We start from the raw sequence: 24356 nt of genomic DNA on the forward strand, positions 1-24356 counted from the left end.
CTTTTTTACCTCTTGAGCGAGGCTTCCATGCCACCGCGCACGAACGCAGACATCTCGGAGAGATGGCGCGAGATGGCTCTGGTGTCGTCGTCGCTGGCAAGAATGTCAATGAAGGCATCCGCACACATGGTAGCAAGGAGGCGAGAAGAGAAACCGTCGGATTCCTTGCCGTTCTTCATCGCGGCGCGATCCTCGATGCTGGCTGCAATCTCGTCGACCTTGGCATCAAGGTACTTCTTGACCACGGGGTTGTCGCGGTTGCTCAGGACAATCTTGGGAACCAGCGGGTACTGCTGGAGCAGCTCGGACAGGCCGTCGGGCAGCTCCTCGACGTTGGTGGGCTCACCGGCGCCGTCGCAGATGACCGAAAGATCGTGCTCGATCCACGTGGCAAGAATGCTGGGGAACTCGCTCATCAAGGGAGAGACAACGCTGTTGAACAGGTCTTCCTTGCTATCGAAGAAGAAGTACAGGGCTCCTGTGGTCACACCAGCCTTCGAGCAAATCTGGCGCAGGGATGCCCCCTCGTACCCGTACTCGGCAAACTCCTCTGTGGCTGACGCGATGAGTCCCCTCTTTGTCTCACCGCTGTCGGTCTGTGCCTTTCTCGACATCTGGCTACCGCCTTTTCTCCCTCTTGAGCATTTGGCTAGACACTGCTAATGCCCCCTCGGCACTAGCCCGTACCTGCAGTGCATTATGAGCACAATACATTATTGAATATGCGTAAGAAGTGCAGCATTTGATAGAAATTCAAGAAACTTCCCCTTGGCTTACTTCTCCGCCCTATGGCCGTGCGTCCTTGGGCCGAAGGAATCGGTCGCACACATTGCTGCGGCGAAGGTATTCCTTCCCAAACGGATCTACAACGGGCACCAGGTCATCAGGGTTATTTGCAAAGAACATGTCGGGCTTCTTGTACACGTGGGGCACGGCCAGCGTGTATCCACGACTGCAGGAGCCTTGGTACATTCCGGTCTCCTCGTTTTTGGCAAAAGAGCCATAGATGCACTCGGTGCAGTGAAAACCAGCCATGAAACCCTCCCTGTACAAAACCGTAGAATTGTGGGTGCCTTGATCCGCACGCGCATGCCAGATGGCTAGCCTATTTCGCCTTTGGCGAGAAGGTCACGCACCTCGAGTAGGCTTGTGCACACGCGAGAGGCAATCCCCCTGATCTCGTCGTTTGGCTGGGCGAGGTCTGGAACCATCACTGTGAAGAAGCCTCCCGCAGCGCCTGCCCGCACCCCGTTGAAGGAGTCCTCGAGCACCATCGTACGCGAGGGCGTGGTACCAAGGCGCCGGGCGGCCTCAAGGAAGATATCGGGGGCCGGCTTTGCGCGAGAGACCTCGCTCGTGGGGACGATGGCCTGGAAACGGTCGATGGCGCCAATAAAGCGCAGGTTGCGACCGATGCCCTCCTTCGAGGATGACGAGGCAACGGCGCAGGGGACGCCCCTCTCGCCCAAATAGGCAAGTAGCTCGTCAAGACCTGGCTTCTTCTCGACACCCTGCGAGAAGACCTTATCGGCAAGGGACGAGAAGTACGCCCAGAACGCCTTGGTATCGAGCTCCGGGCTCACCATCTCGTGAAGGATGCGGGTAGCGGTATCGCCGGCGGAGCCACGCACCGCGTCGGCAATGCCGGGTGGAACGGAATAGCCAAAATGGGCCAAGGCCGGCTCCCAGCACTCTCCCCACACGGGCTCAGTGTCGACCATCAAGCCGTCCATGTCGAAGATGACGCCGTCGAACATCTGGCGCACCCCTTCCATCGTTTTTCCAGGCACACCTAAAGATGTAGGGTACCCTAACTGGGAAGCCTCAAATACTCCTTCACTTCATCGTTACCTTTTTACGTCGTTGGGAGGCTAACCGTGATGCCAGGTATGGGAATTGTTGTGGCCTGCTCGCTCGCGGTAGGCTACGTCTGCGGGTCCTTTCTCACGGCAGAGCTGGTAAGCAAGCACGTGAGCGGCAAGAGCGCCTTTGACGTTGGCATGGGCAACCCCGGCATGGCAAACATAGGTGCAACCTATGGCACTGGCTGGGCGGCTGTCACGCTTGCGGGCGACATTGCCAAGACCATACTCGCGTTTGTCCTGGCACGAGCCCTCTTCCCTTCCGCGGCAGACGCAGCCGGCACGGCAGCTGCCGTGGGAGCCACGCTGGGCCACGTCTTCCCTGCCTGGCACCGCTTCCGTGGTGGCAAAGGCGTGGCCACGACCTGCGCGGGAATCATCCTCGTGGCGCCGCCGGCGGGAGACATCGCAGCGCTAGCCGGCCTTCTTGTGGTCCTCTTTGGCGGCTACCTCTGCCTGGGCGCGCTTGTCATTCCCGCCGTGTGGCTTGCGATTGAGCTTGTCTTTGGGAACATAGTCCACGTAGTCGCTGGCGTTGTTCTTGTTGCCGTAGCCATCTGGTGCCACGGTGGCCCGGCAGCAGGCATAAGGACCGGAGAGACGCCCCGCGCATCAATCAGTGAGAAGTTCATCTCGGCATTGTTCATGAAGCGCCATTAGGCAATCTTGATGAAATAGTTTGTCGAAGGCATGTCGTTCTGCTCTCCCATGGAATTGTTCGGTACTTACGTTATCTTTATATACACTGAACAATTACCAGACAATCGCCTCTTGAGGCGAGCGAGGAGACAGACATGCCACAGGCCACCGTTGCGGCTAACGTCCAGCCCATCGACCCGGAGACGCTTGGCAACATCTGTTCCACACTTGGCTGCACACCGCAGGACGTCACGGAGTTCTCACCTATTGACGAGGGCCTCACCAACGAATCGTTCCGCTTTGTCGCGGGCGGCAAGCCCTACGTCTATCGCAAGCCTGGCGCTGGAACCGAGAAGATCATCAGCCGCGAGGGTGAGGCGTTTGCCCAGGGAATAGCCGCCGAGCTTGGGCTAGACCGCACCTTCATCTACGAGAACCCCAAGCAAGGGTGGAAGATCTCGCACTTCGTCGAAGGGTGCAAGCCCTTCGACTACCACAACGACGCTCACGTTTCACGTGCCATGGAGATGGCGCGTGAGCTTCACTCCTGCGGGGTCACGTCAAAGTGGAGCTTTGACATCTTTAAGAACACCGAGGGCATCCTCGAGCTTCTCAACAATGACGAGAAGGCGCGCTACGATGACTTTGATCGCATTGGCGCTCGCATCGCCAGTCTCGAGGAGCGCGTGCGGGCAACCTCGGCGGTGCCGGTACTCTGCCACAACGACTTCTACGACCCCAACTTCCTGGTAAGGGGAACCGACATCTCGCTCATCGACTGGGAGTACGCTGGCATGTCCGACTACGCCAGTGACCTTGGAACCTTCATCTGCTGCAGCGACTACAGCTATGAAGAAGCACTTGAGGTGCTTTGCCAGTACTTCCAGCGCGAGCCTACCGGCGAGGAACTCTTCCACTGCATCTCCTACGTTGCATTTGCCGCTTGGTACTGGTTTGTCTGGGCGCTGTACAAAGATCAATGCGGGGACCCTGTGGGAGATTGGCAGGACCTTTGGCACCGCTATGCCTCCGAGTACGGCAGTCGCGCGGCACAGCTCGTGCAAGAGCTCTAGTAATTCACAGGACAGTATGACGTGCGGGCTGCCCTCACCCCAAGGGTATGGCGGTACGGGCACGCATTAGTAACGTAAGGGACAACATGGAAGTATTTGGCAGAATCGTCGTCTTCATCATCATGGGCTGCGCGGCGGCAGGGTGCATTGCATCAATTGCTCGCCCCGAAAGTGAGCTGGGCAAGGAGTTTGTCGCGGGCATAGACTCCATTGGCCCCATCTTCCTGCCGGTCGCAGGAATCATGGCATCTGCTCCCTACCTCACCGCTTTCGTCTCGACGGTCTTTGGGCCGCTCTTTGGCGCACTGGGCGCAGACCCCGCCATGGCCGCCACGACCTTCATCGCCGTCGACATGGGCGGCTATCAGCTTGCGGACGCTCTCGCACAGACGCGCGAGAGCTGGATCATGGCCATGATGACCGGCTACATGGCCGGTGCGACCATCGTCTTCACCGTGCCCGTGGCGCTCAAGATGCTCGAGGTCAAGGACCGCAAATACCTGGCCCTTGGCGTCATGAGCGGGCTTCTCGCCATCCCCGTGGGCGTCCTTGTTGCCAGCGTCATCATTGCGCTTGCGAACCCCGTGATCCGCGAGACGGTCTCCACCAACGCCGCGGCCACCTACCAGCTGGCTCTTACGTGGTCTCAGATTGCCCACAACCTGGTACCGCTGATCATCATCTGCGTTGCGCTGGCGGTAGGACTTGCCACCAAGCCCGACGCCATGATCCGCGGCTTCATCGTCTTTGGGCGGGTGCTTGACAGCGTGCTTAAGGTGGTCTTCGTGGTAGTGGTCATCGAGTACTTCACGGGGCTCTTCTCCACCATCTTTGGGTCCTTTGGCTTTGACCCCATCATCGCAGACGAGCAGGACCAGTTCCGCGCATTGGAGGTATCTGGTGCCATTGGCATGATGCTCTGCGGCGCCTTCCCCATGGTGTGGCTCATCAAGACCTACCTCGCCAAGCCCCTCTCGAGGGTTGGACGTGCGGTGGGCCTGAGCTCAGATGCCACGGCAGGACTTCTTGCCGCCTCCGCAAACGTACTGGCCGCACTCGCCATGGTCAAGGACCTCAAGGCGCACGACAAGGTCATCGTGATTTCCTTTAGCGTCTGCTGCGCCTTCCTCTTTGGCGACCACCTCTCGTTCACCGCAAACTTCCAGCCCACGCTCATCGTGCCCGTGCTTCTGGGCAAGCTCGCGGGAGGCGTGTGTGCGATCTTCTTTGCGACGCGCCTGGCAACGAGAAAGGCCGATGAGCTCGAAGTGCAGGACCTTGCCCTCGAGGCCCAGTCGGAGGCCTAGGGGGCCCGGCGTCGCTGACGTACGCACGTTGACGCTTGGCTCCTACCGCTCGCCGTCAACGCCTGCCCACACGCAGCCTCATACCGTGCGGCCACGGACATCTGCGCGCGCCTCTCGCGGCGGCAAACAATAATGTTTGCTCAGCCACGACGAAGGAAGGGGCAGCATGTCCACAGAGGTCACCCTTGAGCGCTTTACGTTCCCCTCGACGGATGGCACATCGACCATCAGCGCATGTGCCTGGTGGCCGGCTGGCATGGCACCGTCACAGTCAACGGAGAGGTCCGCGCCCCACGGCGTGGTGCAGCTTGTGCACGGCATGGCCGAGCACATCGACCGCTATGACGCCTTCGCGCGCTTCCTGGCTTCCCATGGCTTTCTCGTTGTAGGCCATGACCAGATTGGCCACGGGCGCTCCTGCTCGCCCGAGCATTGGGGAGAGCTGCCCGTGGGAAGCGGGGCACAGGCGCTTGTGGAGGACATCGACGTCCTGCGCGGCATGACGCAGCAACGCATTGCAACGGGCACTCCATACATTGTCTTTGGCCACAGCATGGGCAGCTTTGAGGTTCGTTCTTACATCGCCCACCATGGAGAGGGACTGGCAGGTGCCATTATCTGCGGCACAGGCTTTCTCCCGGCAACGGCATCCAAGGCCGCGCTCAAGCTCACATGGCTCGAGTCCTTCTTCAAGGGCGCCGAGCACCGCTCTTCCTTTGTGGACTCCATGGGGGCTGGCGGCTACGGCAAGACCATTCCCAATGCCCGGACAAACCTCGACTGGCTTTCCCACAACCGCAAGAACGTCGACGACTACATCGCAGACCCCTCCTGCGGATTCATGTTCTCCGTGGGGGCCTACCACGAGATCGCCGTCCTTACCTCCGAGGTCAACTCCCCCACTTGCGCCGCAAGCGTCCCGCACGACCTACCGCTGCTCTACGTTGGCGGTGCCGAGGACCCGGTGGGAGACAACGGCGAGGGCGTGGAGAAGGCCGCGGCCCTTGCCCGCGGAGCCGGTTCCACAGACGTCACGGTGAAGATCTACCCGCGCATGCGGCACGAGATCTTGAACGAGACGGGTCACGAGCAGGTCTTTGCCGACGTGCTGGCATGGGTCGAGAAGCACGTTGCCCAAGCTCCCGCGCCACAGGCCACCGCCAGCCAGGAGGCATAGCCATGGCAGCTGAGAAGTACGTCATCGCGCTCGACCAGGGCACAACCTCCAGCCGTGCCGTGCTCATCAACCGTGAGGGCCGCATGGTCGACTGCGTGCAGCGCCCCTTCCAGCAGATCTTCCCCAAGCCGGGGTGGGTGGAGCACAACCCGCAGGACATTCTCTACTCGCAGCTTGGCTCGCTCACGGAGCTTCTCGCCAAGCGCGGCCTCACGGCAGAGGACATCGATTCCATAGGCATCGACAACCAGCGTGAGACCACCATCGTGTGGGACCCCACCACCGGGCAGCCCGTCTACAACGCCATCGTCTGGCAGTGCCGGCGCACGGCAGATCTCGTGGAGCAGCTCTGCGGCACGCCTGAGGCGCGCCAGATAATCCAGGAGAAGACGGGGCTTCTCCCCGACGCGTACTTCTCAGCCAGCAAGATCCGGTGGATCCTTGACAACGTGCCCAGCGCTCGTGAGCGCGCCGAGGCGGGCGAGCTGCTCTTTGGCACCGTTGACACCTGGCTCGTGTGGGTGCTCACCGGAGGCCTGGTACACGCGACCGACGTCACCAACGCCAGTCGCACGATGCTCTACAACATCCACGACAACTGCTGGGACAAGGAGCTGCTCAACCTCTTTGGGATTCCGCTCTCAATGATGCCCGAGGTTAGGCGCTCGAGCAGCTCGTTTGGCGAGACGAGCTACCCCGGCGTGCCCGCAGGCATCCCCATCACCGGCGTTGCCGGCGACCAGCAGGCTGCGCTTTTTGGCCAGTGCTGCTTCGAGCCGGGGCAGGCAAAGAACACCTATGGCACCGGCTGCTTCATGCTCATGCATACCGGGCACGAGGCGCGTCTCAGCAAGAGCAACCTGGTCACGACCATCGTTGCCTCCGCACCCGAGGTCGAGGGGACGGAGTATGCGCTCGAGGGGTCTGTCTTTGTGGCGGGCGCCCTCATTCAGTGGCTCCGTGACCAGCTGGGGATTGTCCAGAATGCCGCTGACACCGAGTGGATGGCAAAGAGCGTCGAGGACACGGGCGGCGTCTACATTGTGCCGGCGTTCACGGGCCTGGGCGCGCCGTGGTGGAACCCGGACGCTCGCGGAGCCATTCTCGGCATCACGCGCGGGACTACGCGCAATCACATTGCCCGCGCGGCGCTCGAGGCACTTGCGTACCAGATTTACGACCTTGCCGACGCCATGGCCAAAGACGCGGGCCACCCGCTTGGCGTGCTCAACGTGGACGGCGGTGCCAGCGCCAACAGCTTCCTCATGCAGTTCCAGGCAGACATCCTGGGCCGCGAGCTGAGAAGGCCGCAGAACACCGAGACCACCTCGCTGGGAGCTGCGTTTCTCGCGGGGCTTGCGACTGGCTACTGGAGCGGCATCGACGAGCTTAAGGCCCTGCGCGAGACGGATGACGTGTTCCGCCGCCAGATGGATCCCCAGCGCGTGGACAAGCTCGTGGCCGGCTGGCACGACGCCGTGCACCGCGTGATGTAGGGCACGCGCCGGTCGAACGTAACGTTCTTCTCGTTCCGCCATTTCATCTGAAAACTCCGGGCATTACAAACCTGCGTGCGCCACACAATCGGCAGCGAATGTGTGGCGCACGCAGGTCGATACGCATTCGGCTGACGAATGTGTATCGGAGACGTCCCCAACGGTCGTCTCGACACCTTACCCCAGAACCTCCACGGCAATGCGGGCGGTCTCGGTGGCATCCTTCGCGTAGAAGTCGGCACCAACCATCTTCGCGTACTCGGGGTTGAGCACGGCGCCGCCAACCACCACCTTGCACCAGGGGGCCTCCTTGCGGAGAAGCTCGATGGTCTCGGCCATGGCGGGTACCGTTGCGGTCATGAGGGCTGAGAGCCCGCAAAGCCGCACGTGGTCTTTGACCACAGCGTCCGCAACCACCTGTGGCGGCACGTCTCGACCCAGGTCAATCACGTTGTAGCCATAGTTCTCGAGAAGCATGCGCACGATGTTCTTCCCGATGTCGTGGATGTCCCCGTGAACGGTGCACACCACGATAGAGCCCTTTTCGGGCACGTTTGCGCCCTGTCCGCTGGCGTCAACGGCGGCCTTGATGGTCTCGAAGCCTGCCTTGGCGGCCTCCGCAGAGGCCATGAGCTGCGGCAGGAAGAAGATGCCCTTCTCGAAGCGCTCGCCCACCACGTCAAGCGCGGGGATGAGAACCTCGTTGATGGCGTACATGGGATCGTGCTCGGCGATGACCTGGGAAACGACCTCGGGCATGGGACCCTTGCGACCGGCAAGCACAAGCTCGCAGGCGCGGGCGGCGGCGTCCGCAGGCTCGCCAGGTGCCACGGCAGGGGCAGCGGAGGCACCGGCCGAGAGCGCAGCGGCCTTCTCGCCGGCTGATACCGGAGCCGGAGCCCGGTCGCCTCTCCCTGCGTAGTTGGCAACAAAGTACTGGGCACTCTCATCCTCGCCCGAGAGCACGCGCCAAGAGTCCACCACGTCCATCATGCGCGTAAGGCAAGGATTGATGATGGCAAGGTCAAGACCGGCCGAGAAGGCCGCGGCAAGGAAGGTGCCGTTCACAAGCGGCCTGAAGGGCAGGCCAAAGCTGATGTTGCTCACGCCCAACACGGTGCGAACGCCAGGCAGCTCCTGCTTGACCAGGCGTATGGCGTCGAGAATGGCCCGGGGCTGGGTCTGGTCGGTTGAGGCAGCCATGGTGAGGCAGTCGATAACAACGTCGTGGCGCGGAATGTCGAGCTGCTCGCACTCGCGCACGATCTTTCGAGCAATGGAGAGACGACCCTCCGCCGTGGCGGGGATGCCATCCTCGTCCAGGGTGAGCCCCACCACCGCGCAGCCGTAGTGCTTCACAATGGGCAGCACGTCCGCCATGGTCTGGGCCTTGCCGTTGGTTGAGTTGATCAGCGCCTTGCCGGGGTAGCTGCGCACCGCAGCCTCGATGACAGCCGGGTCTGCCGCATCGATCTGCAGAGGCAGCGTGCTCACGCCCTGGAGTTCCGAGACAAGCTGGCACATCACGGCGCGCTCGTCTATCTCGGGGAGTCCGGCGTTCACGTCGAGGATCTGCGCGCCGGCGCGACCCTGCTCGATGGCCATGTTCATCACGTAGTCGTGATCGCCCGAGCGCAGCGCCTCCTTCATCAGGCGCTTGCCCGTGGGATTGATGCGCTCGCCAATGACACCCACCTGCCCGTAGTCGAGCGAGCAGATCTCCTGGGCGCTCGACACGGCAAAGCTGTCGCGTACATGACGCTCTGCAGGCACGCGCCCGGCGAGAAGCTCGTGCTCGCGGGCTATGTGCTGGGGGGTGGTGCCGCAGCAGCCGCCAATCACGGTGACGCCCGCGTCAAGCATGCCTGCCACGGCCTCCGCGTACTCCTCGGGCCCCACGTCATAGGTTGTTACGCCATCGACCACGTGCGGCAGGCCGGCGTTAGCCTGCGCCATTACGGGGCAGGACGCCCACGGGAGCATCCGCTTGACCAGCGGTGCCACTGCCGCGGGGCCAAGCCCGCAGTTAATGCCCACAACGTCCGCGCCAAGCGAGGAGAGCGTGACTGCCGCGGCCTCTGGCGTGGTTCCCAGGAAGGTGCGGCCGTCCTCCCCAAAGGTCATGGTCACAAACGCAGGCAGGTCAGAGTTCTCGCGCACGGCGAGCAGGGCCGCCTTCGCCTCGGCAAGGTCCGCCATGGTCTCGATCACAAAGAGGTCCGCGCCGGCAGCGTCGGCAGCACGCACCTGCTCGGCAAAGAGGCCGTACGCGTCATCGAAGGGAAGCGGCCCCATGGGCTCGAGAAGCTGGCCCGTGGGACCAAGGTCCGCCGCCACGTAGCGGGCACCCGCCTCGCACGCGCAGGCCACCGCCGCCGAGAAGACCTCTGCAACGCTTGCCGTGTCGCCCAGCTTGGCAGCGTTGGCGCCAAAGGTGTTGGTGGTCACGACCTCCGCACCCGCGGAGACGTAGGAGGCATGCACTTCGCGGATCTCTGCGGGATTGGTAAGGCAGAGCAGCTCCGGAAGCTCGCCCGCGGCAAGGCCGCGCGCCTGCAGCTGCGTGCCCATGGCGCCATCGAGGAGCAGGAACTCCTCGCCACGCAGAACGGCGGCAAGGTGCTCGTCTCGCACGCGACGCGAGTGAGGAACGAGGCGGTCCTTTGGCCAGCGTTCCTCTCCCGTGTTGGGTCCTTTGGCGCTCATGGGCAGCTCCTCTCGCCGCTATCCGCGGCAGGTGTGGCCAGTAGGCCGAATGGTGCAGAAGTCAAAGCAGGGGCATCCCGCGCAGCTTGCATGCGTGGATGGCTGGATGGTCTCAAAGAGGCCCACCACGGCGGTCACGCTCTTGGTTGGGACCATGAGCAGGGTGTCGGTAAGGGTGATGCCCAGCTGGCGCTGCGCGTCGAGGGCCTGCAGGAGAACCGGCTGCGTCGCCATGGGCATGTCGCCGTAGCCCGGACTAAAGCGGAAGTTGGCAAAGAGGCCGCGCTCATGACCCGCGGCGACAATGGACGCCTCACAGGCATCTGCCGTGCGCTCAACCAGCGTGGTGGCTGCAGCGTCAAAGACTACCTGTCCCACACGGTCGGTGAGCGAAAGACGACGCAGTTCGCGCTCGACCCCCATGCCCACAGTCACGGCCATCACACCAACCGCAACGGCACCCTCCATGTGCTTCTGCATGGAGGTGCCGAGAAGCTCCAGCGACGTGCCGGCAAGCCGCACGCACGGCGTGCCGTCCTCCTTGGTGCCAGTGCCCTCCACATCGAAGATGCGCCAAACGCCGCGCGGCCCGCCAACGGAGAGGCAGCGCTTCATGCAGCCGTCGATGCGCCCCTCAAGCTCGGCCGTCATGCTCTGGCCGGCGTAGCCCATGTAGCGCAGGACCTCGGAGCGGTCGATGGAGCCTATGTCATACGACTCGACCATTGAGCTACCCCAGGTAGCCCATGTCTGCAAGGGCATCGTGGGTGGCGCGCGCGATCTCCGGGTGGTTCATGCTGTAGATGTGGATGCCGTCGACACCGTTTCTGGCGAGGTCGCAGATCTGCTCGCAGGCGTATTCGATGCCCGCGCGAGCCTGGGCGGCATGGTCATCGCCCGCATGCACGAGGCGCTTCACGACCTTGGCAGGGATTGACGCGCCGCAGTTGAACGCCATGCGCTGGATCTGCTTGACGCTCGTGAAGGGCATGATGCCGGCAACAACGGGGAGCTTGACGCGGTAGCGCAGGCACTGCTCGCGGAAGCGATAGAAGTCGTTGTTGTCGAAGAAGAGCTGGGAGACCAGGAAGTCTGCCCCCGCCTCCTGCTTGATGCGCAGGGCACGCATGGACTCATCGAGCGAGGCGGACTCCACGTGGCCCTCGGGGTAGCACGCAGCGCCAATGCACAGCGAGGGCGCCGTCTCTCGAAGGTGCGCAATGAGGTCGGAGGCGTGCGCAAAGTCGACCACGTCCACGCCTGGCCTGCGGTCGCCACGAAGCGCAAGCACGTTCTGGATGCCTGCCGTGCGCAGGCTGTCCACGTAGGCGTCAACATCAGCAGCGGTTGACCCCATGCAGGTGAGGTGAGCCAGCGCGGTCACCCCAAGCTCGCCCTCGATCCTGGCGGCAATGGGGACGGTGTTCGCCGAGTTGCCCGAGCCGCCGGCAGAGTACGTCACCGAAATCCAGTCCGGCTTGTTCTCGGCAATCTGAGAGGCAACGCGGTATGCCTCCTCGAGCGGCATCTCTCCCTTGGGCGGGAAGATCTCAAACGAGAGCGTCTGCCCCGCCGCAAGCTTGTCGGTAATCCTCATGACTCCCCAATCGCACAGAAATGACCCCGAACTAGTAACAACACATGGTAGCCCGGGTAAGACGCAAGCTCCCGCCGGTTTACGAGATGGCTACCGAGAAGAGCGCTTGTCACTGGCACTCGCCGCGTCTTCGCCGCGCATGAACGAGGGCATCTCGCCTGCCGCGGTCGAGCGGGCAATGTCAAATATGGCATCTGCCACCGCATCCTGGTCTGCCCGACCGATGTGCCAGCGAGCTGCCCCGGCGGCAACCGGGGTGGCGTTGGCAACTGCCACGGAGTTCTTGAAGCGCGTGAGGAGGGGTAGGTCATTCTCGGCATCGCCAAAACAGCAGACCTCGTCGTTGGAAAGGCCAAGGTTATGTGCCAGCCACTCCCCCGCCACGCCCTTGTCCCAGCCGGCGGGCAAGATGTCGATGTGCGGACGCTCCTGCATGGGAAACACGAAGTCGAACTCGGGACAGGACTCCTTGAGGACGGCGCGTACCTCTCGGCCGCGCACGAAGTCGCCAACCACACGCACGTTCGCCTTTACCACGGGGCGATCTGGCACCTCGTCGACGGTGCCTGCCACCGCAAAGAAGTACGGCACACGGTACTTCTCGAGATAGTCTGCGGAAGCCCTCACGGCATACTGCTCGCCCGTGTCCACATAGTCCAGGACGAGCCAGGCATCATCCATCCCGTCCAGCGACCTCGCACAGCGGCGGAGCGCACCAAGGTCGAGCGGCACCTCGTGGACGAGCTTGCCGTCCTGGTAGATGAGCTGGCCATTGTCTGCCAGCACCGTTGTAAGGCAGGCTGTGTCGTTCTCGAACATCCAGGGAAGCGCCGAGGGGGCTCGTCCGGTGGCGGGGGCAAAGTGCACGCCAGCCGCCTGAGCCGCATGAATGGCCTCACGAGCATAGGGAGTGACGACGTGCTCGCCTGCCCATGCCAGGGTGTTGTCCAAATCTGAAAGGATGAGCTTAATCACGAAGTTCCCCCAAACGGCCGTGGACGACCTGAAGACAGGCCTTGCCCCACGAGTGTAACGCGATGCATGCGCACCGGCATTGCGGCCGTCAAGCGCCCTGACGTAGGGGGAGACGACCGGGGCGCGAGGCCGCGCACTCGAAGGGCAAGACCATTCGACAGGGGGGGTGCGACACGGGGCCGCAGGTCCCAGCCGAACCGCCGGCGGGTGTTGGGGGACCGCCAGTGGCTCACCTATCGTACGACTACCAAAGCCCTCCCAACATCAAAAAACTTTTTATGAAATAAATTGGAATGAGCACAAGGTGCGAACGGTCAAAATGCTCGGTAGGCGGTCAATATGACAACCGACGCAAACACCTGGGGGGCAAGGGGAAACACTCTTGGGAAGGACTTTCCCTCTCCCCGTGCGCACCCAAATGCCCACGCGCCCAAACAGCATGCCAATGCCAGCACGCACGAGAGGGCAACGCATGCCATCCCCCCAACTGCCCCAAGACAGGTGCCGCATGCAGACAGCAGTTTTGCATCTCCCCCGCCAAGGCAATGCTGCAGACTTCCCCGCGCTCGCATCCAGGGCAGCTGAACGCCGAGAAGGACGAGAAGCACAAGCGCTCCGCCCGCAACCGATGCCCAAGCCTCCTCAAGGACGTCGCCGCATCCCAAGCCATGCGCACTCCCCCAAACCGCTTCCAGGCAGAGATACGCGCCCCGGATGGCAAGGATGCCCCAGACGATGCGATTGGGGATAACGCGCCGAGCAAGGTCTGTCACGCTGCAGGCGAGAAGCGCGGTCACAAGCATCGCAAGCTCCGCCGCCTCTAGCCAACTCGCCGCAACAGCGCCCACGCAAGCCCCCGCAAGCGCGCCACTCAGACATATGAGGGTCTTTGCAGGAGCCTGCCATCCCGCCTCCCGTCTTGTCACGGCATGCCCCACGCCGCCCGCAAAGCCGGCGCACAGGATGCATTCCGCCAAGAGGCGGGCAACCGCTGCATGCGCAAAATCCATGGCATCCTCCCATCAACGCAGCTCCATGGTAGGATGGTATACGAACACATGTACGTGGTTTGGGCATAGGGTTATGCCCAAACCATCACGGAACCCGGTTTTCTTGCCCACTTTCCCTGCCTGAGCTGCAGGGATGACAGCATGTGACATTGGCCGTCAGAAATGTGACAGATTCGCAAGCGGCAGAATCATGACGCTTGGGAGACGTCCCTCTCCTGTGCGCCAAAAGGTCTAGACTCAGGCCCACTTGCCCAAATCGCAGCTATGAGTCCGCGGGGCGTTGGCACTACTCACGGGGAGGAGATGGCAACGATGACAGATTGGCTTGTACGGAGGTTCCTGACAGGGGTAAGCACGACGGACCCCGCCGGCAGGACGCGCTACGGACAGTTTGCGGGCATGGTCTGCATCGTATGCAACGTGGTGCTCTGCATCGCAAAGGGAATGGTGGGCTTCATCGCGGGATCGGTCTCGATCATCGCCGACGCCGTGAACAACCTGTCTGATGCGTCGAGCAACATCGTCGCCCTTCTCGGCTTCAAGCTAGCAAGCAAGCCTGCTGACGACGAGCACCCCTATGGACACGGGCGCTTTGAGTACCTGGCGTCGCTGACCGTTGCTGCGCTGGTTCTTGCCGTGGGCATCAACCTGGTCATTACGTCGGTCCAGAAGATCATCTCGCCGGAGCCAACGGACTTTGGGCCTGCGGTTATCGTGGTTCTCGGGGTCTCGATGGCCGTCAAGTCGTGGATGGCGCTCTTCAACGGCTCGATGGGCAAGCGCATCTCGTCCGAGACGCTCGAGGCCACAGCCATCGACTCGCGAAACGACGTCATTACCTCTGGCGCTGTTCTCGCCGCCGCCATCCTCTCGTACTTCACGGGCTTTGACCTCGACGGCATTGCAGGCACCGTGGTGGGGGCCTTCATCTGCTGGAGCGGCTTCTCACTTGTGCGCGACGCCATCGACCCGCTCCTTGGCCGCACGCCAGACCCCGCGCTCATCAAGCACATCCACGACAAGATCATGAGCTACCCCGGGGTGCTTGGCACGCACGACCTCATGGTGCACGACTACGGTCCCGGCCGGCAGTTTGCAAGCGCGCACGTTGAGATGGCGGGCGAGGGCGACGTCTTTGCCTCCCATGACCTCCTTGACAACATCGAGCAGGACTTCCTCAAGGAGGGGATGGTCATGACCCTCCACTACGACCCCATTGTGACGGATGACCCGCGCGTGTCCGACATGCGCCACTGGATTTCGATCCACATCAAGGAGATAGACCCGCGCCTCACGATCCACGACCTGCGCACTGTTCCCGGCCCCACCCACACCAACGTCATCTTTGACTGCGTGCGCCCGCACAACCTGGCGATGACCAACGATGAGCTCCGGGCCGCCATATCAAATATTGTCACATCCAAGTACCCGAAGGCAATCTGCAAGATCACCATCGACAACAGCTACGTATCGTCCCAGCAGTGAGGAAAGACATGGCAGGCTACAAGTCCAAGCAGATGATCGTCATGAGACGCGACCTCAAGATGCGCAAGGGCAAGATCGCTGCCCAGGCAGGACACGCCTGCGTTGAGGCAACGCTCATGGCGCTTGTACGCGAGGGACGCCTTGACCAGGTTCGCGCTCGCACGGCGCCAGACGGGACGCCCGCGTGGGTCTACCTCGACCACCCCATGGCAGACTCCACGGCGCTCTCGGACTGGTTCGACTCGGGCGTGGCAAAGGTCTGCGTGTACGTGGACTCGGAGGACGCGTTGCTCGACATTGCTGAGAAGGGCCGCGAGCAGGGCTTTGCCGTGGCCCTCGTGCGCGATGCCGGCCTCACCGAGTTCCATGGCGAGGCAACGCTCACCTGCCTGGCCTTCGAACCGCTCCCTGCCGAGAAGATCGACCCCATCACGGGAGATCTGCCGCTCTACTAGCACCTCCGCTGCCATGAGACAAAGGGACTGTCCCTTTGTCTCATATCCCATCGCTTGAATGGGAATTATTTCCATTCATTAATTCCTACTTGTGTAGTGGGTTTATAAGTGTCACCCTTGTTCGTGACGAGTTGTCCGGCAGAGGAGCCCCAGTGGGGGCAGCCGACTTGCCTCGTCACCAGACGTACAAGGAGTAGAAAGATGAAGGCAGCAAGGAAGATCGAAGCTCTTATCGGCTCAACCCCCCTGGTAGACCTTTCGGGGCTCGTGGATGGCGCAGCAACCATCTACGGCAAGTACGAGGCCACCAACCCCGGCGGCTCCGTGAAGGACCGCATCGCCCGCGCAATGCTCGACGCTGCCGAGAAGGACGGCAGCCTCAAGCCCGGCGGTACCGTGATTGAGCCCACGTCCGGCAATACCGGCGTTGGCCTTGCCATGCTCGCAGCCGCGCGCGGCTACAAGATGATCCTCGTCATGCCCGAGACCATGTCCATCGAGCGCCGCAAGCTCGCCGCATCCTACGGCGCGCAGATCGTCCTCACGCCGGGCAAGGACGGCATGAAGGGCGCCGTCGCCAAGGCCGAGGAGCTTCGCCAGGAGACCCCGGGCGCCATCGTTGCCGGCCAGTTTGTGAACCCCGCAAACCCGCAGGCCCACTATGAGACCACCGGCCCCGAGGTCTGGGCAGACACCGAGGGCACAGTCGACTTCATCGTGGCCGGCGTTGGCACCGGCGGCACCATCTCCGGCACCGCCCGCTTCCTCAAGGAGAAGAAGGCTTCTGTCCAGGGCATCGCCGTCGAGCCCGCAGAGTCCGCGGTTCTCGAGGGCAAGCCCGCCGGCTCCCACAAGATCCAGGGCATTGGCGCGGGCTTTATCCCCAAGACCTATGATGCCTCCGTTGTCGACGAGGTCGTTCCCGTTGCCTCTGCAACCGCCATCGACACCAAGAAGCGTCTCGCAGCCGACTACGGCCTGCTCGTTGGCATCTCCTCTGGCGCAGCCGTTGCCGCTGCCGTCGAGCTTGCCAAGCGTCCCGAGAACGCGGGCAAGGTCATCGTTGCCATCCTCCCCGATACCGGCGAGCGCTACCTCTCGATGGACCTCTAATGGCTTCCGCAACCACTAGCGTCGCCAGCGCGGCTGGCTCTGTCGAGGACACGCGTTCCGTTGACGAGATGTCGCTCTTCGAGGTCATGCGCGAGGACGCCCACGCGGCGCTCGAGCGCGACCCGGCGGCCAACTCCATCTGGGATATCGTGTTCTACTCAACCGGAACCCATATCGTCTGGGCGTATAGGCGCCATCACTGGCTCTACACCCACGGCATGAGGGGCTTGGCGCTGCTCCTTGCCAAGCGCACACGTCGCAAGCTGGGGGCGGACATCTTCCCCTCCGCGCAGATTGGCAGGCGCTTCTCCATTGACCACGGCATTGGCGTGGTCATTGGCGCCACCTCGATTATTGGTGCCGACTGCCTCATCTACCAGGGGGTTACCCTTGGCATGACCGGCAAGCACGGCGGCAAGCGCCACCCTACGCTGGGCAACAACGTCATGGTTGGCGCCGGAGCCATCGTTCTGGGCAATATCACCATAGGCGATAACGCCAAGGTCGCCGCCGGTTCCGTTGTTGTCCACGACGTGCCGCGCGACGTCACGGTGGCCGGCGTTCCCGCCAAGGTGGTGCGCGACCGCCGCTTCAACGGCCCCCGCCTCGTGGAGGACGACTTCGACCCCTCCAAGCTGGACGACGAGAACATCCGCTGGTCCTGCGCGCTGTAGCTTCTCGGCGGGCTTGTTCACGGAATATCGGCAAGCGAGCGCTCCCGTGTCTTTCGACGCCGGAGCGCTCATTTCTTGCGAATGCGTCAAAGTGTGCCCTCCGGAGACAATTTGTCTCCGGAGGGCCATGCCTGTTGCAATCGCCGCCAAAAGGGGCCTTTCGGCAACAAGGAGCCGGCATCGCAGCTACCGCTTCTCCCCCTCCGCCGCAGCCTGGCGCTCGCGCACCTCGTCCATCGTGAGCGAGTCCGCGTTCTTCACGAACAGCAGCGGCACCGCCGAGATGGCCGCGCAGATGGCCACGTAGATGTAGAGGTACTGGTATCCCACAAACTGCATGACGGCACCAGAAAGAATGGGCGTCACCACCTGCGCGGACATGCTTGCCGTGTAGTAGAACCCGGTGTAGCGGCCCGTTGAGTTGGCGCTCGCCAGCTCCATGATCATGGGGTACACGGTGAGCGAGACCGTCGCCATGCCAATGCCAAAGAGGGCAACCCACACATAGATGATCGCCGAGAAGCCCGTGGCACCCGAGATGAGCAGCGGGGACACCACCATGAGCGCAATGCCAATGTACGTGGTGACCTTGCGGCCAATCTTGCAGGAAAGCTCGGCCATAGGCATATAGGCAACGATCGCCGCAAGGGTGGCCACGGTCTGCACCTGCGCATACGATCCGCCGGCCATTCCCCACACCACGTCTGCATAGCGAGAGATGCCGCTGGTCACGGCGTTGTTCGACATGAAGTAGAAGAAGACGCAGACAAGGACGCAGACAAGCGAGCGGCGCTTGACCGGGTCCGCCTCGCGCTCCTTGCCACCCTCGTCGGAAGCCTCGATCTCATCCTCGGGAATGCCCAGCTCGGCACTCTCGCAGTGCATTGCCGCAACCTCTTTGGGCTCGCGGAAGAACACCATAAAGATGATGGTCGTCACCAGCAGCATGAAGGAGATGACAAGGTACACCGGTATGTAGTCCGGGTTCTCCACGGCAGGGACGAGTAGTGCGATGGCAACAAGCACAATCACGCCGCCGACCGCCGCCATGAGCGAGTTGAAGGCATCGGCCTTGCTTCGTACCGGGCGCGGGGTGACGTCAGGCATGAGCGCCACGGAGGGAGACCGGTAGATCGAGAGCACCACAAGCGTGGCCACAAGCACTGTCACAAAAAGTGGCAGGCTGCGCATAGAGTTTGCCACGGCGACGAGGGGCGTGAGAGCGGCGGCGAGAAGTGCGCCCACCACGATGAACGGCGTGCGCCTGCCCCAACGCGTGGTCGTGCGGTCGGAAAGCGCCCCCATAAGCGGGAGCATGAAGAGCGCGAGCACGTTGTCGAGCGACATGAAGACGCCCGTAAGCGTATCCCCCATGCCAAAGGTGTTCTTGAACATAAGCGGCACCAGCCCATCATAGGCCTGCCAGAACGTGAGCGCCCCCATGAACGGCAGCGTCACCAGGATGGTGCGCCTCATGTTAAGCTTGGTAAGACTTCGACCGGCAGCCTTCTTCTCGCCAGGTCTCTCGTCGAACCCTTCCGTGGATTTCGCTGCCATCTACCTGCCCCTTTTCTGTCGTGTTGCCACGCCGAGGGCAAACGCTGCGATGGCCGCCGCGCCAAGCACGGGAAGCGCCGGCCGCGCCATCTCGCGCGCCTCCTCCGTCGAGACGGGCACGCGCTCGGACGCCCAGTCGGTGAGCGGCCGCTCCGTCCGAGAGCCCACCAGCTCCGCATACGTGAGCAGGCGCGTGGTATAGAGGGCGGCGTTCTGCTCATCAAACGAGAAGAGCCGCGCGGCGCGGGCGGTACCCGGCCCGTAAGAGCCAAAGCCGGCAGAGGGGGCATACCCCAGGTCGAGGCCTCCGTAATGCGAGACCAGCGTGTTCTTGTGATCGTGGCCAAAGTAGAGCGCGAAGGTGCTCCCCTCGCGCATGAGGGCGGCCACCTCGCCGGTATCCGTATCCGGGCTGCACACGGGCTCCCGAAGCCCACCGGAGACGCGAAGGTCCTCTATGGGGACAAGCGTGCGGCCGGGATGGTAGTGCGTGCGAAACCCCGGGACGCCGTACTCGCCCTCGCAGGCGTCACGCAGGCAGTCGTAGACCTGAACGGGCGGAATATGCTGGTAGAGAATGCAGGGGACCCTGTGACCGGCACGTTCTGCAAGGTCGTGCGCACAGCCGGTGACCCATGCGGTCTGCGCCGGGTCAAAAGGCTCGTATCCGCTACTACCCGAGCCCGCGCCAGAGTCCGCCACCAACACTGCCAGACGAATGTCATCCCCGTCATGGGCAAGCACGGGCACGGCAAGCGTGCCTGCACCGCGGTAGAGGCTGGGTTCGCGCGCCGCAACCATGCCGTTCACACATCCGGGGATGGCCTTGTACCAGCTCTCCTGCTCCTCGTTGCCCATGCCGCACTGGCGATCGTGGTTGCCGTAGGTGACCACAAACGGAATGTTGCGCTCGACCATGGGTGAGCAAATCTTCCTCACCACGGTGCGGGCGCGCCCGGTACTCTCGCCCAGCGAGAACTCAATCGCGTAGCCCTTGATCTGATCGCCCGTGAGCACCACGAGGTCTGGCCGCGCCTCATCAAGAGCGGCGCGGAGAAGCGCCATGGTGTCGTCACGCACATGCGAGGTCTCTTGGATGTCTGAGAGCTGCAGAACGCGGAAGCGTCCCTCGGAGTCAAAGCGCAACGGCCACGTGCCCCGGTCTATTTCGTCCATCACACGTTCCTCCTTTGGGGACAGCGCCGCCCCCTCGATTTCTGGGGCCAAGCCCAGCCACCAGCTGTCCAGCCCTATGCCTTGTCGCCGGCAGGCTGCCCGTACGTCTCGAAGCGTCTCGAAACGCCCGTGACCTCCTCGCCCGAGAGCACGCGCGGCGTGCCCACGCACTCCGCCTGCCACTGGACGCGCGACATAAACTCAAGGTTAATGGCAAGCCCAAAGGCGGCCGCCATGCTGGGGCCGCATGCAACAAGCCCGTGATTTTCCATGAGCACCGCGTTGGTCTCGGGGTGCTCGCCAAAGGTCGCGCCCACCGAAGCTGCTAGCTCGGGGGTACCAAACGTGACATAGGACGAGAGCGGCACCTCCTCGGCGCCCGAGTCCGCAATCGTGAAGTGCACTGCACGGATGGGCTCGCCAAGCGCGGCGAGCGTGGTCGCATAGGGTGAGTGCGTGTGCACCACGGCGCGGGCAGCCAGGCGGCGGCGGTAGACCTCGGCATGGAGCGGTGCCTCGGAGGACGGTCGGCGGCTCCCCTCAACCACGCTGCCATCCAGGCGGAGCACCACCACATCCTCGGGCGTAGTCTCGAAGTAGCCCAGGCCCGACGGACTGATGGCCATCAGGCCGGTCTCGGGGTCGTACTCCGAGAGGTTGCCGCTCGTTCCCACGGCAAGACCCTCCGTGGCGATCCGCTTTCCGTACGCCACGATGCGCTCGCGCGCGTCCTCCATCAGCATGGTCTGCTCCCCTTTCCGGCCGGTCACGTGACAACACACTCCGCCCAAGAGCTTACCCCATGCCCCTCGCCGCATTCGTCCAACCATGACCATTGTCATCTGGTATCGTTCTCATGTTGCGTATGGGGAACGCATGCACACGAGAGGGGGCAACGGGCGTGGACATCAATGAGATAGCAAAACTTGCGGGAGTCTCACGGGCAACCGTCTCGCGCTATCTCAACGACGGCTATGTCTCCAAGGAGAAGCGCGAGCTCATCGCGCGCGTCATCAATGAGACGGGCTATGTCCCCTCGCAGCAGGCCCGCACGCTGCGCACCGGCAAGACCAAGCTCGTGGGCGTCATCATCCCCAAGATCAACTCCCACTCCGTGAGCCGCATGGTCGCCGGCATCACCAAGGTCCTTGCACAAAACGGCTACCAGGTACTTCTCGCCAACACGGACAACAACGAGAAGGCCGAGGTCGACTATCTCAACCTCTTTGCCGAGCGCAACAAGGTCGACGGCATCATCCTCATTGCCACGGTCTTCACGAACGCCCACCACAAGGCACTGGACTCGCTCAACGTCCCCGTGGTCATCCTGGGCCAGCGTCTGGACGGTCACTCGTGCGTCTACCAGGACGACTACCACGCCATCTACGACCTCACGCGCTCCATCCTCAAGACCTCCCACACTCCTGGCTACATTGGCGTCTACGAGAAGGACGTGGCTGCGGGACACGAGCGACACCGCGCCTTTCTCGACGCCTGCGCCAGCATGGACGTTGCGGTAGACCCAAAGGCGCAGCAGAGCGCCACCTTCTCTGTCGACTCCGGCTACCTCAGCGCCGAGAAGATCCTTGATGCCGTGCCGGACGTCGACGCAATAATCTGCGCCACCGACGACATTGCCTTTGGTGCCATGACCTGCCTGCGCGAGTACGGCAAGCGCATCCCCGAGGACGTCCAGGTGACGGGCGTGGGAGACTCCAAGCTCTCGAAGATCATGACCCCCAGCCTCACCACCATCCACTTCTACTACCTCACGAGCGGCGTCGAGGCGGCAAAGATGCTGGTAGACGCCATGACCGATGGCGACGGGGTCCCTCGCGAGCTGCGCATGGGCTACGAGATCTACGCCCGTACCAGCTCGCGCTAGCCACTGCGGTGCCATCTGCGCCGCTGCAATGTGAGACCGTTCACACCCGCTTTTCTACCACTCACCGTTATTCCTGCAATCCACATTTGCTCGCCCGCCCATTGGCTACTATTGGAAATGTGAGAACGATTTCATACACGGCTAGTTTGAACAAGTTTTCACGCGATGAAATAAGCTATGAGAACGGTTCCATAAGTAAGGTCACTGGTTGGGGAAGGGAGACCACATGGCTCTGGACTACGCAGAGGCGGCGCGCGAGGTTCTGGAGGCAATCGGCGGCTCGGACAATATTGTCTCGGCGGCGCACTGCGCCACGCGCCTGCGCCTGGTCATCGCCGATGCTCGACAACGTCGTGGGAGCAAAGGGCAACTTCCAGGCCTCCGGCCAGCTCCAGGTGATCTTTGGAACCGGCACCGTGGACAAGGTCTATGACGAGTTCATCAAGCAGTCCGGCGTCACCGCCGCCTCCAAGGCGGAGGCCAAGGAAGCCGCTGCCAACCAGGGCAACGCGTTCCAGCGCGCCATCAAGGTCCTCTCGGACGTCTTCGTCCCCATCATCCCCGCCATCGTGGCATCCGGTATGCTCATGGACATCATGGGTGCCCTCTCCTATATGGGATCCCAGGGCATCATCGCGCTCGACACCACGAGCGTCTGGTGGCGAATCGCGTCTCTCATCAACGCCTGCGCCCTTGGCAACCTCCAGATTCTCCTGGGCTTCTCCGCCGCTACGGTCTTTGGGGGCAACCCCTACCTCGGCGCCTCGCTCGGCGCGCTGCTCATCAGCTCCGACTTCATCAACGCATACAGTGCCAGCACCGCCATCGCCGAGGGCACCATGGTCACGCTCGACGTGATCCCCGGCATCTACAGCATCGACTGGGTGGGCTACCAGGGCCACGTCATCCCCATCCTGGTGGGAGTGTGGATCCTCTGCTTCTTCGAGAAGCGACTCCACAAGGTCGTCCCCGAGATGTTCGACCTCTTCCTCACCCCGCTGCTCTCGGTCTCTCTTGCCGCCTATATCACGATCCTCTTCGTCGGCCCCATCTTTGTCTGGCTTGAGAACAACATCCTCGGCCTGCTCATGTGGCTGCTCCAGGTGCCCTTCGGCATTGGCTACATCATCATCGGCCTGATCTACTCGCCCTCCGTTGTCACCGGCCTGCACCAGATGTACACCGCCATCGACGTCTCCATGCTCGCCCAGTACGGCGTCACCTACTGGCTGCCCATCGCCAGCGCCGCCAGCATCGCCCAGGGCGGTACCTGCCTGGCCGTTGCGCTCAAGACCCACTCCGAGAAGACTAAGTCCCTCGCCGTTCCCGCCGGCATCTCCTGCCTGCTCGGCATCACCGAGCCCGCAATCTTTGGCGTGAACCTGCCCAACATGAAGCCCTTCGTGGCAGGCATGATTGGCTCTGCTTGCGGCGCCCTGTGCTGCTTCATCTTCAACCTCGCCGCATCCGGCACTGGCGTCACCGGCATCTTTGGCATCCTGCTCTGCATCGCGCAGCCGCTGCAGTACGTCATCATGTTCGCCGTCGCCTTTGGCGTGGCGTTCGCAATCTCCTCGGCGGTGTATCGCGACAAGGACGCCACAGCGGCACCCGAGAAGGTCGCTGCCCAGACCGCTGCGGCGGCCGACGAGGCACGCGCTCTCGAGGCAGACGAGAAGGCCGAGGCCCCCGCAGCCCAGGCCCCCAAGCCCGAGACCATCGGCGCCCCCGCAACCGGCACCGCCGTCTCCCTGACCGACGTCTCCGACCCCGTCTTTGCCTCGCTCGCCATGGGCAAGGGCATCGCGGTCGAGCCCACGGATGGCAAGATCGTCTCGCCTGTCGACGGCACCGTGACCGTAGTCGCCGAGACCGGGCACGCCCTTGGCCTGCTCTCCGACTCCGGCGCAGAGATTCTCATCCACATTGGCATCGATACTGTCGAGCTCAAGGGTGCGCCATTCACGCCCCTGGCCAAGGTGGGCGACCACGTGAGGCGCGGCGACGTCCTCATGGAGGCAGACCTTGGCGTCATCGAGGCGGCAGGCAAGAAGGCAACCACGATGCTCGTGATCACCAACACCGACGCATACTCCTCGGTTGACCAGCTCGCAACCGGCGCGGTCAAGGCCGGTGACGCCGTGGTGGCCACGCGCTAGGCGCAACCAC

23 protein-coding genes are annotated in these 24356 nt (G+C 62.8%); 12 read left to right on the forward strand and 11 right to left on the reverse strand.

Translation table 11 applies throughout. The features are described 5' to 3' along the window. Positions 1-5: 5 nt before the first annotated feature. From NVS32_RS05145 to NVS32_RS05155, 3 genes are all read right to left on the reverse strand, one after another. Positions 6-614: a TetR/AcrR family transcriptional regulator gene (locus NVS32_RS05145; protein WP_258498941.1), complete on the reverse strand. Its 609-nt coding sequence runs from the start codon at positions 612-614 to the stop codon at positions 6-8. A 172-nt stretch (positions 615-786) separates the two neighbouring features. Further along, positions 787-1035 (reverse strand): hypothetical protein, encoded by a 249-nt coding sequence (locus NVS32_RS05150; protein WP_258498942.1) that lies wholly within the window; start codon positions 1033-1035, stop codon positions 787-789. Between the two features lie 65 nt (positions 1036-1100). Next, entirely contained in the window at positions 1101-1775 is a 675-nt protein-coding gene (locus tag NVS32_RS05155) for an HAD family hydrolase (protein ID WP_258498943.1), read from the reverse strand. A gap of 105 nt (positions 1776-1880) precedes the next feature. On the opposite strand from NVS32_RS05155, the gene NVS32_RS05160 reads away from it, so the two are divergent. The 5 genes from NVS32_RS05160 to glpK all read left to right on the forward strand — a co-directional run bounded on the left by NVS32_RS05160 (position 1881) and on the right by glpK (position 7554). After that, entirely contained in the window at positions 1881-2522 is a 642-nt protein-coding gene (locus NVS32_RS05160) for a glycerol-3-phosphate acyltransferase (RefSeq protein WP_258498944.1), read from the forward strand. 134 nt (positions 2523-2656) lie between these two features. Next, entirely contained in the window at positions 2657-3574 is a 918-nt protein-coding gene (locus tag NVS32_RS05165) for a choline/ethanolamine kinase family protein (protein ID WP_258498945.1), read from the forward strand. An 86-nt stretch (positions 3575-3660) separates the two neighbouring features. Beyond that, on the forward strand, positions 3661-4881 hold the full coding sequence (gene eutH, locus NVS32_RS05170) for an ethanolamine utilization protein EutH (RefSeq protein ID WP_258498946.1): 1221 nt from the start codon (positions 3661-3663) through the stop codon (positions 4879-4881). Positions 4882-5047: 166 nt separating this feature from the next. Continuing rightward, positions 5048-6058, forward strand: a complete 1011-nt coding sequence (locus tag NVS32_RS05175; protein ID WP_258498947.1) for an alpha/beta fold hydrolase — start codon at positions 5048-5050, stop codon at positions 6056-6058. Positions 6059-6060: 2 nt separating this feature from the next. Then, complete coding sequence (gene glpK, locus NVS32_RS05180; RefSeq protein WP_258498948.1) at positions 6061-7554, forward strand: glycerol kinase GlpK; 1494 nt, start codon at positions 6061-6063, stop codon at positions 7552-7554. A 177-nt stretch (positions 7555-7731) separates the two neighbouring features. Here glpK and NVS32_RS05185 read toward each other — a convergent pair whose 3' ends face one another. From NVS32_RS05185 to NVS32_RS11005, 5 genes are all read right to left on the reverse strand, one after another. Next, the gene (locus NVS32_RS05185; protein ID WP_258498949.1) at positions 7732-10260 is read right to left on the reverse strand and encodes a homocysteine S-methyltransferase family protein; all 2529 of its coding nucleotides are present in this window, start codon (positions 10258-10260) and stop codon (positions 7732-7734) included. An 18-nt stretch (positions 10261-10278) separates the two neighbouring features. Further along, positions 10279-10986, reverse strand: coding sequence for a vitamin B12 dependent-methionine synthase activation domain-containing protein (locus tag NVS32_RS05190; protein WP_258498950.1), 708 nt, complete (start codon positions 10984-10986; stop codon positions 10279-10281). Positions 10987-10990: 4 nt separating this feature from the next. Further along, positions 10991-11857, reverse strand: coding sequence for a methylenetetrahydrofolate reductase (locus tag NVS32_RS05195; protein ID WP_118310769.1), 867 nt, complete (start codon positions 11855-11857; stop codon positions 10991-10993). 90 nt (positions 11858-11947) lie between these two features. Continuing rightward, positions 11948-12832, reverse strand: a complete 885-nt coding sequence (locus NVS32_RS05200; RefSeq protein WP_158553505.1) for an HAD family hydrolase — start codon at positions 12830-12832, stop codon at positions 11948-11950. A gap of 314 nt (positions 12833-13146) precedes the next feature. Then, positions 13147-13842, reverse strand: a complete 696-nt coding sequence (locus NVS32_RS11005; protein WP_368407208.1) for a prepilin peptidase — start codon at positions 13840-13842, stop codon at positions 13147-13149. A 312-nt stretch (positions 13843-14154) separates the two neighbouring features. Here NVS32_RS11005 and NVS32_RS05210 point away from each other — a divergent pair, with 312 nt between their 5' ends. The 4 genes from NVS32_RS05210 (at position 14155) to epsC (ending at position 17569) form a co-directional block, all read left to right on the forward strand. Continuing rightward, the gene (locus tag NVS32_RS05210; RefSeq protein ID WP_258498952.1) at positions 14155-15327 is read left to right on the forward strand and encodes a cation diffusion facilitator family transporter; all 1173 of its coding nucleotides are present in this window, start codon (positions 14155-14157) and stop codon (positions 15325-15327) included. Positions 15328-15335: 8 nt separating this feature from the next. After that, positions 15336-15782, forward strand: a complete 447-nt coding sequence (pth2, locus tag NVS32_RS05215) for an aminoacyl-tRNA hydrolase (protein ID WP_258498953.1) — start codon at positions 15336-15338, stop codon at positions 15780-15782. Positions 15783-15983: 201 nt separating this feature from the next. Then, on the forward strand, positions 15984-16895 hold the full coding sequence (gene cysK / locus NVS32_RS05220) for a cysteine synthase A (RefSeq protein WP_258498954.1): 912 nt from the start codon (positions 15984-15986) through the stop codon (positions 16893-16895). Then, complete coding sequence (gene epsC, locus NVS32_RS05225; RefSeq protein ID WP_258498955.1) at positions 16895-17569, forward strand: serine O-acetyltransferase EpsC; 675 nt, start codon at positions 16895-16897, stop codon at positions 17567-17569. The genes cysK and epsC overlap by 1 nt, the downstream gene beginning before the upstream one ends. A gap of 186 nt (positions 17570-17755) precedes the next feature. On the opposite strand, the gene NVS32_RS05230 is transcribed toward epsC, so the two are convergent. From NVS32_RS05230 to NVS32_RS05240, 3 genes are all read right to left on the reverse strand, one after another. Next, positions 17756-19126: an MFS transporter gene (locus NVS32_RS05230; RefSeq protein WP_258498956.1), complete on the reverse strand. Its 1371-nt coding sequence runs from the start codon at positions 19124-19126 to the stop codon at positions 17756-17758. Continuing rightward, entirely contained in the window at positions 19127-20302 is a 1176-nt protein-coding gene (locus NVS32_RS05235; protein WP_258498957.1) for a metallophosphoesterase family protein, read from the reverse strand. Between the two features lie 74 nt (positions 20303-20376). Further along, a complete protein-coding gene (locus tag NVS32_RS05240; protein ID WP_258498958.1) occupies positions 20377-21045 on the reverse strand; it encodes a class II aldolase/adducin family protein in 669 nt (222 codons plus the stop codon). A 158-nt stretch (positions 21046-21203) separates the two neighbouring features. Here NVS32_RS05240 and NVS32_RS05245 point away from each other — a divergent pair, with 158 nt between their 5' ends. The 3 genes from NVS32_RS05245 to NVS32_RS05255 all read left to right on the forward strand — a co-directional run bounded on the left by NVS32_RS05245 (position 21204) and on the right by NVS32_RS05255 (position 24346). After that, positions 21204-22187 (forward strand): LacI family DNA-binding transcriptional regulator, encoded by a 984-nt coding sequence (locus NVS32_RS05245; RefSeq protein ID WP_258498959.1) that lies wholly within the window; start codon positions 21204-21206, stop codon positions 22185-22187. Between the two features lie 226 nt (positions 22188-22413). Next, a complete protein-coding gene (locus NVS32_RS05250; protein WP_258498960.1) occupies positions 22414-22620 on the forward strand; it encodes a PTS transporter subunit EIIB in 207 nt (68 codons plus the stop codon). Continuing rightward, on the forward strand, positions 22526-24346 hold the full coding sequence (locus NVS32_RS05255) for a PTS sucrose transporter subunit IIABC (protein ID WP_258498961.1): 1821 nt from the start codon (positions 22526-22528) through the stop codon (positions 24344-24346). Before NVS32_RS05250 ends, NVS32_RS05255 begins: the two co-directional genes overlap by 95 nt. Positions 24347-24356: the final 10 nt, after the last annotated feature.

Origin of the sequence: Tractidigestivibacter montrealensis (assembly GCF_024741235.1) — a bacterium.
GTDB classification, from domain to species: domain Bacteria; phylum Actinomycetota; class Coriobacteriia; order Coriobacteriales; family Atopobiaceae; genus Tractidigestivibacter; species Tractidigestivibacter montrealensis.